Annotated in this window: 14 protein-coding genes and 1 pseudogene; 13 read left to right on the forward strand and 2 right to left on the reverse strand. The window is 51.1% G+C overall.

Annotated features, from left to right (window positions below; translation table 11 throughout):
• Positions 1 to 90 precede the first annotated feature (90 nt).
• From bamA (ACJJI6_RS00440) to rnhB, 8 genes and pseudogenes are all read left to right on the forward strand, one after another.
• Positions 91 to 1,368, forward strand: a pseudogene (bamA, locus tag ACJJI6_RS00440) (outer membrane protein assembly factor BamA); the annotation flags it as partial.
• A 61-nt stretch (positions 1,369 to 1,429) separates the two neighbouring features.
• On the forward strand, positions 1,430 to 4,009 hold the full coding sequence (gene bamA / locus ACJJI6_RS00445; protein WP_475712165.1) for an outer membrane protein assembly factor BamA: 2,580 nt from the start codon (positions 1,430 to 1,432) through the stop codon (positions 4,007 to 4,009).
• 67 nt (positions 4,010 to 4,076) lie between these two features.
• The gene (locus ACJJI6_RS00450) at positions 4,077 to 4,592 is read left to right on the forward strand and encodes an OmpH/Skp family outer membrane protein (RefSeq protein WP_475712166.1); all 516 of its coding nucleotides are present in this window, start codon (positions 4,077 to 4,079) and stop codon (positions 4,590 to 4,592) included.
• 15 nt (positions 4,593 to 4,607) lie between these two features.
• Complete coding sequence (gene lpxD, locus ACJJI6_RS00455) at positions 4,608 to 5,669, forward strand: UDP-3-O-(3-hydroxymyristoyl)glucosamine N-acyltransferase (protein ID WP_475712167.1); 1,062 nt, start codon at positions 4,608 to 4,610, stop codon at positions 5,667 to 5,669.
• A gap of 78 nt (positions 5,670 to 5,747) precedes the next feature.
• Positions 5,748 to 6,188 (forward strand): 3-hydroxyacyl-ACP dehydratase FabZ, encoded by a 441-nt coding sequence (gene fabZ, locus ACJJI6_RS00460; RefSeq protein WP_108734005.1) that lies wholly within the window; start codon positions 5,748 to 5,750, stop codon positions 6,186 to 6,188.
• A 106-nt stretch (positions 6,189 to 6,294) separates the two neighbouring features.
• Complete coding sequence (lpxA, locus tag ACJJI6_RS00465; RefSeq protein WP_475712168.1) at positions 6,295 to 7,074, forward strand: acyl-ACP--UDP-N-acetylglucosamine O-acyltransferase; 780 nt, start codon at positions 6,295 to 6,297, stop codon at positions 7,072 to 7,074.
• 101 nt (positions 7,075 to 7,175) lie between these two features.
• Positions 7,176 to 8,345 carry a lipid-A-disaccharide synthase gene (gene lpxB / locus ACJJI6_RS00470; RefSeq protein ID WP_475712169.1) on the forward strand — a complete coding sequence of 390 codons (1,170 nt, stop codon included), beginning with the start codon at positions 7,176 to 7,178 and terminating at the stop codon, positions 8,343 to 8,345.
• An 8-nt stretch (positions 8,346 to 8,353) separates the two neighbouring features.
• Positions 8,354 to 8,971: a ribonuclease HII gene (rnhB, locus tag ACJJI6_RS00475; protein ID WP_282933664.1), complete on the forward strand. Its 618-nt coding sequence runs from the start codon at positions 8,354 to 8,356 to the stop codon at positions 8,969 to 8,971.
• 15 nt (positions 8,972 to 8,986) lie between these two features.
• On the opposite strand, the gene ACJJI6_RS00480 is transcribed toward rnhB, so the two are convergent.
• Both ACJJI6_RS00480 and ACJJI6_RS00485 read right to left on the reverse strand, forming a co-directional pair.
• Positions 8,987 to 10,249: an HlyC/CorC family transporter gene (locus tag ACJJI6_RS00480; protein WP_413662809.1), complete on the reverse strand. Its 1,263-nt coding sequence runs from the start codon at positions 10,247 to 10,249 to the stop codon at positions 8,987 to 8,989.
• A gap of 79 nt (positions 10,250 to 10,328) precedes the next feature.
• Positions 10,329 to 11,129, reverse strand: coding sequence for a cytochrome C assembly family protein (locus ACJJI6_RS00485; protein ID WP_108734000.1), 801 nt, complete (start codon positions 11,127 to 11,129; stop codon positions 10,329 to 10,331).
• A 205-nt stretch (positions 11,130 to 11,334) separates the two neighbouring features.
• Here ACJJI6_RS00485 and ffh point away from each other — a divergent pair, with 205 nt between their 5' ends.
• The 5 genes from ffh to rplS all read left to right on the forward strand — a co-directional run bounded on the left by ffh (position 11,335) and on the right by rplS (position 14,908).
• Entirely contained in the window at positions 11,335 to 12,744 is a 1,410-nt protein-coding gene (gene ffh / locus ACJJI6_RS00490) for a signal recognition particle protein (protein ID WP_444896544.1), read from the forward strand.
• A 155-nt stretch (positions 12,745 to 12,899) separates the two neighbouring features.
• Positions 12,900 to 13,139 (forward strand): 30S ribosomal protein S16, encoded by a 240-nt coding sequence (rpsP, locus tag ACJJI6_RS00495; RefSeq protein ID WP_108733998.1) that lies wholly within the window; start codon positions 12,900 to 12,902, stop codon positions 13,137 to 13,139.
• A gap of 22 nt (positions 13,140 to 13,161) precedes the next feature.
• Complete coding sequence (gene rimM / locus ACJJI6_RS00500) at positions 13,162 to 13,701, forward strand: ribosome maturation factor RimM (RefSeq protein WP_108735295.1); 540 nt, start codon at positions 13,162 to 13,164, stop codon at positions 13,699 to 13,701.
• A gap of 12 nt (positions 13,702 to 13,713) precedes the next feature.
• Positions 13,714 to 14,478, forward strand: a complete 765-nt coding sequence (trmD, locus tag ACJJI6_RS00505; protein WP_413662806.1) for a tRNA (guanosine(37)-N1)-methyltransferase TrmD — start codon at positions 13,714 to 13,716, stop codon at positions 14,476 to 14,478.
• Between the two features lie 73 nt (positions 14,479 to 14,551).
• Positions 14,552 to 14,908 carry a 50S ribosomal protein L19 gene (gene rplS / locus ACJJI6_RS00510; protein ID WP_282934563.1) on the forward strand — a complete coding sequence of 119 codons (357 nt, stop codon included), beginning with the start codon at positions 14,552 to 14,554 and terminating at the stop codon, positions 14,906 to 14,908.
• The last annotated feature ends 92 nt before the right edge of the window (positions 14,909 to 15,000 follow it).

The following is a 15,000-nucleotide window of genomic DNA, read 5'->3' on the forward strand; positions in this document are numbered from 1 at the left end:
CGGGCTGATAATGTGAGTGAGATTTTTATACGTGTGAGACGTTTTGTCTTGGCACGATTTTGTTGTGAGTAAAGGCGACTCGGAAGCGGTATGAAGTATTTGCTGAAAGCGATCTTTCTGGGCCTGGTGCTGCCTCTCAGCGCTTTGGCACAGTCGTTCGTTCTCAGCGATATCCGAGTAGACGGGTTACAGCGGGTTTCTGCAGGTACAGTTTTTTCAGCGCTTCCTATTCGGGTGGGCGACGAAGTTGAGCCTGGCGAGATTCAGAATGCAACCCGAGTATTGTTCCGTACAGGTTTTTTTGAAGATATTCAGATTGGCCGCGAAAACAGCGTTCTTGTTATTACCGTGAGAGAACGACCGGCTATATCAAAGATAGATATATCAGGAAACAAAGCGATTGCCACTGAGGATCTACTGAAGGCGATGCAGGAATACGGTCTCGCCGAAGGCCAGATCCTAAAGCGTTCGACCCTCAGGGGGTTGACCCAGGAGTTTGAACGCCAGTACGTGGCGCAGGGCCGATATGGCGCCAGTGTTAAAGCGGAGCTCAAGGAGCTGCCGCGCAACCAGGTTGAACTGCGGGTTGCTGTTGATGAAGGGGCTGTTGCTGCGATTAAGCATATTAATGTTGTAGGAAATCGTGCCTTTTCTGATAAAGAGCTGGAAGAGATTTTTGAGCTTAAAACTACAGGCTGGCTCTCTTGGTTGCGCCGTGATGATAAGTATTCTAGTGAGAAACTCACTGGTGATTTGGAGCACTTAAAGTCCTATTACCTAGATCGTGGATATCTTGATTTCCAGATTGATTCGACACAGGTATCTCTAGGGCCGGACAAGAAAAGTGTATTCATTACCGTTAACGTGATTGAGGGTGGTGTTTACACGGTTAGTGAGGTGGAAATTGCTGGAAACCCGATAGTAGCGGAGGAGGAAATCAACCGCCTGCTATTGGTACGAGAAGGTCAGCGGTTCTCTCAAGCGAGGGTAACGACCACTTCAGACTATATTGCTAAACGCTTGGGCAACAAAGGTTACGCTTTTGCCGAAGTGAATGGTATTCCTGAGGCCAATGAAGAAAAGAGTACAGTAAAAATTACCTTCTTTATTGATCCGGGAAAGCGCACTTATGTGCGACGTATTAGTTTTCGCGGGAACACTCGCACCGCAGATGAAGTCTTGCGGCGTGAACTGCGCCAGATGGAGTCAGCTTTGGCTTCCTCTGCGCGTATAGAACAATCCAAAGTGCGTCTCGAACGCCTTGGATACTTGAAGGTAGTGAAAGTTGAAACAACTAAGGTGTCCGGCACCTCAGACCGGCCCGATGTTGATTACATGGTAGAGGGGCAACCCTCTGATTCTGGGGGAGCGGGGCGCTAGTTGGCGCTGTAACTCCTGGATTGCGAATAAAAACACCTGGAATTAGTAGATGAAACATTTCCTGAAAGCGGCTTCTCTTAGTCTGGCACTGCCTCTCAGTGCTTTAGCACAGTCATTTGTAGTTGATGACATCCGTGTGGAAGGGCTGCAGCGCGTCTCTGCCGGTACCGTATTCTCAGCTCTCCCTGTGCGAGTGGGGGATGAGGTGGAGACTCTGGAAATTCAGAGTGCCACTCGGGCGCTGTTTCGCACTGGTTACTTTGAGGATATTCAAATCGGCCAGGAGAATGGTGTCCTGGTTATCACTGTGCGCGAGAGACCTGCAATTTCCAAGATTGAAATTACGGGCAACAAGGCGATTGCAACAGAAGACTTGTTGAAAGGCATGCAGGAGAATGGCCTTTCAGAGGGGCAGATCTTCAAGCGCGCTACCCTTGAGGGGCTGGCCCAGGAGCTACAGCGCCAATATGTTGCCCAGGGACGCTATGACGCCAGTGTTAAAACTGAAGTGAAAGAGTTGCCACGCAACCAGGTTGAGCTTCGCGTAATTGTCGATGAAGGCTCAGTGGCCGCTATTAAGCACATCAATATTGTCGGTAACAAAGCGTTTTCCGATGAAGAGCTTGGGGAGATTTTCGAGCTGCAAACTACCGGTTGGTTGTCGTGGCTGCGCAGTGATGACAAGTATTCCCGAGAGAAATTGACCGGCGACCTGGAGCGTCTCGAATCCTATTACCTGGATCGTGGGTACCTGGATTTTAAAATTGATTCCACCCAGGTTTCCCTGAGTCCGGATAAAGAGAGTGTATTTATCACTGTCAATGTGTTTGAGGGCGATGTTTACACCATTAGTGAAGTGGATCTGGCGGGTGATCCTGTAGTTCCAGAGGAAGAAGTTAAGCGTTTGCTGTTGGTGCGGGAAGGGCAGACGTTTTCCCAGGTTCGCATGACAACAACCTCAGATTATATTACCAAGCGTCTGGGGAATGAGGGTTATACCTTTGCTGAGGTTAATGGTATCCCGGAGCCCAATAAAGAAGAGAAAACGGTAAAAATCACCTTCTTTATTAACCCCGGCAAGCGGGCTTACGTTCGCCGAATTAATTTCCGAGGTAATACTCGCACTACAGATGAGGTTTTGCGCCGCGAGATGCGTCAGATGGAGTCAGCTTCTGCTTCGTCTGCCCGTATAGAGCAGTCTAAAGTCCGCCTTGAACGCTTAGGCTACTTCAAGGAAGTAGAGGTGGAAACCAGTGAAGTGCCGGGTACTTCTGACCAGATTGATGTCGAATATACGGTTGAAGAGCAGCCTTCGGGGTCTATCGGTGGCACCATTGGTTGGGCCCAGAGCAGTGGCTTAGTGTTGGGGGCCAATATCCAGGAAAATAACTGGTTGGGAACGGGTAAATCTGTTGGTATAGGCTTAAATGCTTCTACTTACCAGACCTCTGTTAATTTCTCTTACCTGGACCCCTATTTCACGCCGGACGGTGTAAGCCGTGGGTTTAATGTTTTCTATACCGAGAATGATTACTCAGAGGTAAACCTATCTGACTACAACACCACGACTTATGGTGGCGGGGTTAGTTTTGGTTACCCAATGTCAGAAATTTCTCGTGTCGGCTTGAATATTAATTTCAATCACCTGGAGCTCTCAGCTTCGAATTCTTCCGTTCAAGAAATAGTCACTTCTCCCACACCAGTGGATGGGGTTACCAAAACTGTTACTTTGGCTGATTACGAGCAAATCCTTTTAGATGAAGCAAATGGAGTTACAGCTGATCTCTCCATGACTGCGATGGATGATCTTTTCCCTACCGCTAGCGGTTTTATTGATCGCTATGGAGATGCGTTTAATAATCTTGGACTAACGGCTTCTTATGCGCGTTCTACCCTGAATAGAGGTATTTTAGCAACGCGAGGTGCCTCCCAGAACCTTTCTCTGGAATTTACGCTTCCGGGTAGTGACCTTGAATATTATAAGCTTGTGTATACCGGCCAGTATTTCCGTCCTTTAACTAAAAGCCTAACTTTGCGCCTTCGCACCCGATTGGGGTATGGTGATGGTTTCGGAGATCTTGACGGGTTGCCGTTCTTCAAGAACTTCTATGCCGGTGGCTTTGGATCAGTGCGTGGATTTGAAAGAAACTCTTTAGGTCCTCGCTCAAGCCCGGCTGAATATCTCTCTGGACTTAATTACGAAGGCCAAGAGGCTGGCACCTTGCCCTGTGCGACGGCTGATGGAGAAATTACCCAATATTGTTATTTGGTAGACTCTAATGGGGATCTACTTGTTACTGATTTTGGAGCTGATGCCGACCCCTTCGGTGGAAATATCTTGGTTGAGGGCAGTGCAGAAGTTATCTTCCCGTTGCCGTTTATCAAGGATCAGCGCTCTCTGCAGACAGCTTTCTTTGTTGATGCGGGCAATGTTTTCGATACCAGCTGTGATGAAAGTCAGATCAACTGTTACGATGTGGATTTTGGTAAGATGAATGTGTCTGCCGGGGTGGGCTTGACCTGGATTACCGGTTTTGGTCCGCTGACATTCAGCTTGGCGAAAGCCCTTAAGAAAAATGAAGATGACGATGTGGAAGTATTCCAGTTCACTCTGGGTAACAGCTTCTAAATTTGTCAGATAAACGAATTAGGCGTGTATCAGCGCAATTAAAATAAAATCTATTGGAGAGATCGACGTGCTTAAGAATGTAAAAATTGTTGCAGTATTACTTGCAGGTATGACCTTGTCCGGCGCAGCGCTGGCGCAGACCAAGGTTGCGGTACTTAACCTACAAGCTGCGATCATGAGCACAGATGCAGCCAAAACCAAAGTTAACTCTTTGAAGACCAGCTCTGAGTACTCGAAGCTGCAGAGCAGCGCCGAGTCAATTCGTTCTGAATTGCAAAAAATGGCTGAAGATGCCAAGAAAAATAGTGTGACCTGGTCCGATGAGCAAAAGACTGAGTACCAGCGCAAAATGAACTTCCAGCGCTCGGACTTCGAAACGACTGTGAAGAAGTTGCGTGCAATGGAAGCCCAGGTGGGCCAGGAAATTCAGGCTTCTATGGGGCCGAAAGCAAGAGATGCCCTGGACGCGCTGATTAAAGAGCGGAAGCTGGACGTAGTGCTGGATTCCAATACCTCCTACTACGTAAGCCCGAGCGTCGACCTGACAGAAGCTGTTGTTGAACGTATGAACGCAGCTAAGTAAGTCGATAGTCTTTATATGAAAGATTGCTTTTCCCTTGCCCAATTGGCGCAAGAGCTGGGTGCCGACTTGAGGTTGGCGCCTGATACAGACCCCAGTCAAGAGATTCAGGGTTTAAGCACGTTGCAGGAGGCGGGTGCCGAGCATCTGACTTTCCTTGCAAGTCCTAATTATCGGCGCTTCCTGAAAACGGCCAGGGCTGCAGCTGTGCTGCTTTCTGAGGAGTTCGCTGAAGAGTGTCCGGTAACAGCCCTAGTTGTTGCTGATCCTTACCTGGCCTTTGCCCGCGCGACCGCCCTGTTTGATAGGACCCCCGACGGCGCTCCCGGTATCCACCCCACAGCCGTTGTTCACCCCACAGCAGAGGTTGGTGAAGGTGTGAGTGTGGGCCCTGGGGCTGTAGTTGAGGCCTATGCAAGGTTAGAGCCTGGAGTGACTGCTGGGGCTAATTGCTTTATTGGTGAGGCTAGCTTAATTGGTGCTGGAACACGTCTATATGCGGGTGTGGTTATCCATCACGGTTGTTCTATTGGTGCGCGGAATATTATTCATAGTCAGACGGTCGTTGGTGCCGACGGCTTTGGGTTTGCACCCCAGAAAGGCGGGTGGGTAAAAATCCATCAGCTTGGCGGGGTTCAAATTGGTGATGATGTGGAAATCGGAGCCAATACCTGTATAGATCGCGGCGCTTTGGGCGACACGATAATTGGGCGAGGAGTCAAGATCGACAATTTGGTCCAAATCGCGCACAATGTGCGGATTGGTGACTACACGGCCATCGCCGGATCTACCGTGATTGCCGGTAGCGCCGTGATAGGCAAACACTGTCTTCTGGCCGGTTGCAGTCGCATTAACGGGCATATCACGATTGCAGATGGTTGTCGCCTAACAGGCAATACGTTTGTGACCAAATCCATAAAGGATACTGGTAGCTACTCTGGAGCGCTATCCTTTGCCGATAGTTCTACCTGGCGTCGTAATGTTGTGCGTTTTGGTCAGTTGGATCAAATGGCGCGCAGATTGAAAGATTTGGAAAAACAGGTTCAGGCACTGTCCCAAAAGAGTGGGGCAGACGATTGAACTTTAGTTATTAATTAATTTGACTTTGTTGTTTTCGGGGCGTTTTACGCCCCGAAGTGGTTTCTGGGGGCATTTGGAATGATGGATGTACGTGAAATTCGCGAGTACCTGCCGCACCGTTATCCTTTTTTGTTGGTGGATCGTGTAGTAGAGCTCGAAGAAGGGAAGTATATAAAAGGCTATAAAAACATTTCTGGAAACGAAGAAGTTTTTAATGGCCACTTTCCGGAAATGCCTATTTTCCCGGGAGTGATGATTGTTGAAGCCTTGGCTCAGGTCTCGGGAATCCTAGGCTTTAAAACGTTTGGCAAAAAACCGGAAGATGGGTATCTGTATCTGTTCGGTGGGGTTGATAAGGCGCGTTTTAAGCGTCAGGTGATCCCGGGTGATCGCCTTGAGCTCGAGTCTGAAGCGGTATCTGTTCGCAGAAATATCTGGAAATTCGCTTGTAAAGCCAGTGTTGATGGCGAGCTGGCGGCTTCTGTTGATATCCTATGTGCCGTCAAAAAGGTTCAGTAATTCTGTAAAGCTCGCTGGAGAGTTAGATTCAGGATTTTCCGGGTAGCCTTTGTTTTTAAGGGTACAGGTTACCCAGTACGATTAATGCCGAGGAGTAGATCCCAGAATGCAGACAAGTATCCACCCTACAGCTATTGTCGACTCTACGGCAGTAATTGGTTCCGGGGTGAGTATTGGTGCTTACACCATTGTTGGAGCCGGCGTAGAGATAGGTGATGGCTGTGATATTGCCTCTCATGTGGTGCTTAGTGGGCCGACCAAACTGGGGAAGAACAACCGAATCTACCAGTTTGCTTCCGTAGGGCAGGATACCCCGGACAAAAAGTATCGTGGTGAAGAGACGACACTAGTTATTGGCGACAATAACGTGATTCGCGAGGGGGTTACGATCCACCGTGGTACCGTTCAGGACCGAGGTGAGACCACTATTGGTGACGAAAACCTGATCATGGCCTATGCCCATATTGGCCACGATAGTGTTGTTGGTAATCACACTATTATGGTGAATAACTGTGGTTTGGCCGGTCATGTTGTTGTTAAGGACTGGGCGATTCTGAGTGGTTATAGTTTGGTTCACCAGAACTGTACTGTGGGAGAGCATGCTTTCCTGGGAATGGGCGCTGCTATCGGTAAAGACGTCCCTGCTTATGTTATGGTTGCTGGAAACCCTGCTGAAGCAAAGACCGTTAACTCAGAAGGGCTGCGCAGACGGGGCTTTTCTAGAGAAGATATTGCCCTGATCAATAAAGCTTACAAGACCGTTTATCGTCGCGGTCTTACTATGCAAGAGGCGCTGCAGGCCTTGATGGAGTTGCGTGAACAATCTCCAGTTATTCAGCCGTGGATAGAGTCTTTGCAGTCTTCCACCCGCGGCATTGTTCGCTAATTCACTTCTCTTTGGAGCTGTTTCGTGCGGCTCCGATTGCACTTTATGCAACTCCCATTTAATTCCAACGTAAACAGCTCCCCAAGAGGAGGGATTTAGGCGTGTCAGAAAAAAATAAGCCGATACGAATTGGTATTGTTGTCGGTGAGGCGTCAGGAGATATCCTCGGTTCTGGTTTGATGGCCGCATTAAAAACTCGGCTTCCTAATGTAGAGTTTGAGGGAATTGCCGGGCCGCGCATGCTGGAACTGGGTGCTAAAAGTTTATTTCCTATGGAGCGGCTATCGGTAATGGGGCTGGTGGAGCCTTTGAAGCGCCTTCCAGAACTGTTGAAAATTCGCAGATCTCTCCGTTGCCACTTTACTGATAACCCTCCCGATCTATTTATTGGTATAGATTCCCCGGATTTTACATTGACTCTTGAGGCTGCACTCAAGGCTGAGGGTATACCCACCGTCCATTATGTCAGTCCTTCGGTTTGGGCTTGGCGGCAGGGTCGAATTAAAAAGATTGCGCGGGCTGTCGACCATATGTTGACCCTGCTTCCATTTGAAGCGAATTTCTACCGAGATAACCAAGTACCGGTGACCTTTGTTGGCCACCCTTTGGCTGATGAAATTCCCCTGCAAGTGGATGTCGCCGGCGAGCGCAAAGCATTGGGCTTTGAGAAAGACGACCGGGTAATTGCCCTTTTGCCTGGCAGTCGTGGAGGTGAGGTTCGCATGCTGGGGCCGTTGTTTCTGCAGACGGCCCGATGGTGCTATCAGCGTCATTCGGATATTAAATTTGTTATTCCCGCTGCCAACAAGCAGCGTATGGATGAGATTCAAGAGCAGCTAAAAGATTACCCTGAACTCCCTATCACTTTACTTGAGGGGCAATCGAGACGGGCCGTTTCAGCGGCAGACTGTGTGCTTATTGCATCGGGTACAGCAACCCTTGAAACGATGTTGCTTAAAAAGCCCATGGTCGTTACCTACAAGCTGGGCAGATTGACGTCTATGATCGTCTCGCGGATGCTGCATACCCCATGGGTTTCGCTACCAAATTTACTTGCCCAAAAAGAACTGGTACCGGAAATTTTGCAGAATGATGCTATTCCGGAGAATCTTGGCGCGGCGGTGATGCAGTACTTTGAAGATCCGCTTCTTGGGGATCATTTAGAGCGCGAGTTTTTCGAGATGCATCAACAGTTGAGACGCAATGCTTCTGAGCGGGCTGCCGATGCCGTGGTGGGGCTGCTGGAAGCTAAGCCTGAATCTGCCGAGTAGTATAAGTTATGAGTAGTAAAACAGAATTGCCCCCCTATGTTTGCCCTTTCAAGGGTGATTTGATTGCAGGTGTCGATGAGGTTGGGCGCGGCCCCTTAGCTGGTGATGTAGTTGCCGCAGCTGTGATTCTTGATCCTAACAAGCCAATCGCCGGGCTTGCCGACTCCAAAAAGCTGACTGAAAAAAAGCGCGAGCAGTTGTTTGATGAGATTTGTGAGCGAGCGCTCAGTTACTCCATAGCTCGTGCAACAGTTGAGGAAATTGACCAGCTAAATATTTTGCAGGCAAGTTTACTGGCGATGCATCGTGCAGTTGCACAGCTATCCGTGCAGCCTGAATTTGTGTTGGTGGATGGCAATAAAAAACCGAACTGGGATTACCCTTGCGATACCGTTGTAAAGGGCGATGGTCGTGTCGCTGCAATTGGGGCGGCATCTATTTTGGCTAAGGTGACCCGTGATAGGGAAATGGTGGTGCTGGACTCTGAATATCCCGGTTACGGCCTTGCAGGTCATAAAGGGTATCCCACCAAGGCGCATATGGAAGCTTTACAGTTGCAGGGTCCCACTCCAATACACCGCACCAGCTTTGCGCCGGTAAGGCGCTTGCTAGAAGAGGTTGAGTGATAAACGGTTGTAGCGCTATTTATCGATTCGCTTGATTCTGGCCCGGGTAATCATCTTGTCTGAGACCTCCTCAATTTCCACCAGGTAATTGAGGATGTACAGGCTGATATTGCCGTCGGGGATGCTCTCCAGGTGTTCCATTGCCAGGCCGTTAAAGGTTTTCGGCCCGTCAGTGGGCAGTTCCCAGCCCAGGGTGCGATTAATATCGCGAATAGAAGTGCCGCCCTCGATCATGTACCAGCCATCTTCTATGGCGACTATCTCCTCGTCATCGCTGGGTACTGGACTTGCGGTGAAGTCGCCGACAATTTCCTCCAGCAGATCTTCCAGGGTAACGATACCCATTACCTCTCCGTACTCATCAACTACCAGCCCCATGCGGCGCTTGGTTTTCTGGAAGTTCATCAGCAGTGTAGGGAGTGGTGTTGCCTCGGGTACGAAGTAAGGTTCATCGGTGAAGGAGTTGAGCCGCTCTGCCGTTAAATTTTCCGGTCCGTCGCGCAGTATTTGCGCCGCTTTTCGCAGGTGAAGTATGCCTACTACTCGATTGATGTCACCGCGATATACGGGGAGGCGAGTGTAGGAACTTTCCGCTAGCTGCTGCAGGATCTCTTCGGCGCTGTTTTCCAGGTCAACACCCATGACTTCATTGCGCGGAATCATGATGTCTTCAACGGTTGCCTGGTCCAGGTCCAACACGTTGAGCAACATGCCTTTGTGCTTGCTGGGAAGCAGGGCGCCTGATTCGAATACAACGGTTCGGAGTTCTTCGGGGGCCAGGTGTTCCGCTTCGCTATTCGCTTTTGTTTCGACTCCCAACATACGCGCCAGGCCGTTGGATATGCCACCAATCAACAGCACCAGGGGAGTGAGCAGCCATTGCAGTGGGCGCAAAATAAATGAGGCGGGGAAAGCAATTTTTTCCGGGTGTAGAGCGGCAATAGTCTTTGGTGTGACCTCAGCAAAAATCAGCAGGGCAAGAGTTAAGACTATGGTGGTGAGTATTTCTCCGTATATCTGCGCGAATACCGAGCCGGCGATTACAGATACAAGAACGTTAACGAGATTGTTGCCGATTAGAATTGAACCGATCAGCTTGTCCGGGCGTGCGAGCAGCTCTGTGGCGCGCTTTGCCCCGCGGTGCCCGCTTTTGGCTTGGTGCCGCAGGCGATAGCGGTTAAGCGCCATCATGCTGGTTTCGGAGCTGGAGAAGAAGGCGGATATCAGTATCAATAGGGCCAGCAAACCGAATAGCAGGCCCGTGGGCATCTCGTTCAAGGGAGAACTCTTTTTATTTCCAAGCGGAGATATTGGAACATATTGCCGACCTCCGCAAGCTTTGCAGTCGTATATTCGATTACCCGCGCTGGAGAATGACTTCCATAACCAGCTTACTACCAAAATAGGCAAGTAGTAGGGCGGCGAAAGCGCTTAAGGTCCAACGCACAGCGGTATTGCCTCTCCAGCCCAACCTCCAGTGTCCCCATAGGAGTATGGTGTAGAGAACCCAGGCGACCATAGAGAGGATGGTTTTGTGTATTGGCCCCTCTTCAAACAAATTACCAACAAAGACGAAACCGGTCAGCAGGGAGGCGGTGAGCAGTAGTTGCCCGAAAGTGATCAGACCGAACAGCAGTGATTCCATGCTCTGCAATGGTGGCAGAAGGCGGGTGGCGCCTACGGGTCTGTGATTGTGCAGCTGCTGGTTAAGGTAATAGAGGTAGATTGCCTGTAAGGTAGCCAGGGTTAGCAGCGAATAGGCGGAAATAGACAGCAGAGCGTGTACCGCAATGCCGGCAGAGATCTGTTGATGTGGCGTTACGGTGCCCCAAATATGGGATGCGGCAAATTCAGTGGCGGCTCCCACTGGTGCGAAAATAAGAATAAGTAGAGTAAGTGGCCGGCCAACGGCCAGGATCAATAATAGAAAGTTAACTACCCAGGAAATCAGCGAGAGCATTGCCAGCAGGTCAAAGCGATAGCCTTCGGGTGAAAAGAGAACATGTCCCAGGGATATTCCGTGGGTGACAAGTGCACCCGCCAAAAGGCTGAGAAGCAGTTTGGAATTCGGCTGTTGTTTTCGGGCCAGAGCCGCACCTGCAACTATGGTTGTGGCCAGGTAGAGAGCGATAGCTGTCCAGTGGGCGAAAGCCGCCATGGGTAAATCCGTATCTTCATTATTGCGTTAGGGCAGGAGTGTGTCATAGCCAGTTGAAACAAGGAAGACTTGCGATATTTCGGCTGTGGCGAGACCTGGGCTATACTGCCGCGCCTCAGAGAGGGAGTTGCAGTTTGCTCCCCCCTAATTTCGCGCCCCTCCGCACTGGGGTTGAGTCCGTAAACGGAGAGATCGAGACGAATTTATGTTCGATAACCTGAGTGACCGCTTATCGGCGGCCTTAAAGAAAGTTACCGGTAAAGCGCGCCTTACGGATGACAATATCCGCGATACTTTGCGCGAAGTGCGCAAGGCGCTGTTGGAGGCGGATGTCGCTCTGCCAGTGGTTAAGGCATTTGTTCAGCAAGTGCGCACCGCTGCGGTAGGACAGAAGGTTAGCAAGGCTCTCAACCCGGGCCAGCAGTTCGTCAAGATTGTTCAGGATGAGCTGGTCAAGGTGATGGGTGCGGCTGCAGAGCCTCTCAACCTCGCCGTACAACCTCCGGCGGTAATCCTGATGGCGGGCCTCCAGGGCGCTGGTAAAACCACCAGTGTGGCCAAATTGGCCAAATACCTGCAGGAGCGTGAAAAGAAAAAAGTCATGGTGGTGAGTGCGGATGTCTACCGCCCCGCCGCTATCAAACAGCTGGAGACCTTGGCCGGTGAAGTGGGGGCACAGTTTTACCCCTCTACAGCTGAGCAGAAACCGCTGGATATTGCCAAGGGTGCTGTGGACGCTGCCCGCAAACAATTTGCCGATGTGCTGATTGTGGATACTGCTGGTCGACTGCATGTGGACTCCGAGCTGATGGATGAGATCCGTGAGCTGCACAGCGAGTTGGACCCGGCGGAAACCCTGTTCGTGATCGACGCAATGATCGGTCAGGATGCGGTAAATACCGCAAGTGCCTTTAATGATGCACTGCCGCTGACCGGTGTGATTCTCACCAAGGCCGATGGCGATGCCCGTGGTGGTGCCGCTCTCTCCGTGCGTCACGTCACCGGTAAGCCAATCAAGTTTATCGGTGTTGGTGAAAAGACCGACGCCCTGGAAACCTTCCACCCGGATCGTATCGCCTCCCGTATCCTGGGTATGGGTGACATTCTGTCTCTGATTGAAGAAGCAGAGCAGAAGATTGACAAAGAGAAAGCCGAAAAGCTGGTTAAGAAGGTCCAGAAGGGTAAAGGCTTTGACCTGGAAGACCTGCGCGATCAGTTGCAGCAAATGCAAAACATGGGTGGCTTTGGCTCCCTGTTGGAGAAAATGCCCGGCATGGGCGGTGTAGCGCAGGCTGCACAACAGGCCGATATGGGCAAAGAATTTAAGCGTATGGATGCCCTGATTTCCTCCATGACGCCGGCCGAGCGCCGCAATCCTGACCTTCTTAACGGTTCGCGCAAGCGCCGTATCGTTGCCGGTTCCGGCACCCAGCTGCAGGACTTGAATCGCCTGCTCAAGCAGCACAAGCAGATGGGCAAGATGATGAAGAAGCTCAAAGGCGGCGGCATGGGCAAAATGATGCGCGGACTCGGCGGCCTGCCCGGTATGGGCGGTGGTATGGGCGGCATGGGTGGTATGCCTGGAGGCCTGCCACCGGGCCTCAAAAAGAAGTAGAGAACCGCGGTTCTCCGGGCGGCTTGGCGACCCTATACAAATCTGGGGTGGTACATTAGAATACGCCGCCTTTCTGCCGGCCCTGCTGCCGGTAAAAAGTTGTTGTGGTGACTGCTTAGTGCGGTTGCCTAGTGTTGAACCTATAGGAAAGTTACATGGTAACCATTCGTTTGGCCCGTGGTGGTGCTAAAAAGCGCCCATTTTATCATCTGACCGTTACCGACAGCCGCAAATCTCGCGACGGTCGTTTTATTGAGCGTGTTGGTTTCTTCAACCCGGTTGCCCGTGGTCAGGAAGAGCGTCTGCGTGTTGATCGCGAGCGTGTTGATTTCTGGCTGGGTCGTGGCGCACAGGTTTCTGACCGCGTCGGCAAGCTTCTGAAAGAATCTGCTTAATTTGCGCGTAAGTGGTGCTCCTGTGACAGATAACGGAAAACCTTCCGAAGAGTTGGTCACGGTTGGGCGCGTTACTACCGTTTATGGTGTGCGCGGCTGGGTCAAGGTTCACTCCTATACCGAGCCGATGGACAACATCCTGCAGTTCCCTAATTGGCGCTTGCAGGGGCCGAAAGGTTGGGAAGCTCTCGAAATTGACGCTGGTAAGCGTCACGGCAAGGGCTTGATCGTACATGTGAAAGGCATTGATGACCGCGATTTGGCGGCTCGACTTTGCCAGCGCGATATTGCTGTAGCTCGTGAACTGATGCCTGAGCTTGAGCACGGTGAGTATTACTGGCACCAGCTCGAAGGGTTAAAGGTTGTCAGCCATTTCGATGGCGAAGATCACGACTTTGGTACCGTCGCTCGCATGATGGAAACTGGCGCCAACGATGTAATGGTGGTGCGCGGTGGAGCGGATAAGCGCGAGCGCTTGATTCCCTATCTACCTGATCAGTTTATTACCAATATTGACCTGGAAGTCGGTGTAATAACCGTCGACTGGGACCCGGCTTTTTAAGGCGTAGGAGCGATGACAAAACGAATCGCTCTGGTAAGCATTTTTCCGGAAATGTTTGCCGCATTGACCGAGTATGGCGTCAGTGGACGGGCTGTGAAAGATGGCCTTTTAGAAGTTCGCTGTTGGAATCCTCGGGACTTTACCAGTGACAGGCACCGGACTGTGGACGATCGCCCTTACGGCGGCGGACCGGGAATGGTGATGTTAGCTGAGCCTCTTTACCAGGCTCTCGAGGCTGCTCGAGCTTGGGCTGGTGAAGATGGTGAATCTGTACGCAGTATCTACATGTCTCCCCAGGGTCGACAGCTCGATCAGGGTGGAGTGGAGCAGCTGTCTGCAGCTGGCAACCTGGTGTTGTTGGCGGGGCGCTACGAAGGTGTGGATGAGCGTATCGTCGAATCTATGATCGACGAGGAGTGGTCCATTGGTGACTATGTCCTCAGCGGTGGCGAACTGGCTGCTATGGTGATGGTGGATGCTATTACCCGCTTGATTCCCGGCGCACTTGGACACAACCAATCGGCGGTTGAGGACTCTTTCTCCTCTGGCCTGCTGGACTGCCCACACTACACCCGACCGGAACAATATCGGGGAGTAGCGGTACCGGAAGTTTTGCTTTCCGGCAACCATGAAAGAATACGCCGCTGGCGCCTGAAACAGGCATTGGCGCGCACGCAACAGCGACGCCCGGACTTATTGCAAGGGTTGGAGCTGAGCGATGAGCAGAAGTTGTTGCTGGATGAGATCCAGCGGGAACAGAAGCTCGAAGAAAATTGAGGCCGAATTCGCCGGGAGGCGCGAGTAGTTCGGTGAACTAGCTGAGAAGCTACACAATCTGTATTTGGGAGCGATCCAAATGACTAACAAAATTATCCAGCAGCTGGAGCAGGAACAGCTGAAGAGCGAAGTACCTCCCTTCGCACCGGGCGACACTGTAATCGTTCAGGTAAAAGTAAAAGAGGGCAACCGTGAGCGTCTGCAGGCGTTCGAAGGCGTGGTTATCGGTAAGCGCAACCGTGGTCTGAACTCCTCCTTCACCGTGCGTAAAATTTCCCACGGTGTTGGCGTTGAGCGTACTTTCCAGACTCACAGTCCGATGGTTGACAGCCTCAAGGTTAAGCGTCGCGGTGACGTGCGTCAGGCCAAGCTGTACTACCTCCGCAGCCTGACTGGTAAAGCTGCACGTATCAAAGAGAAGCTCAACTAAGCTCTCCTTGATCGCAGAAAAAGGCCGAAGCGTACGCTTCGGCCTTTTTTGTATGTGGGTTAGGAGCAGCTTATTTGGTGTCCCAGATTGGG

This window comes from Microbulbifer maximicatervae (SeqCode), from assembly GCF_056232625.1.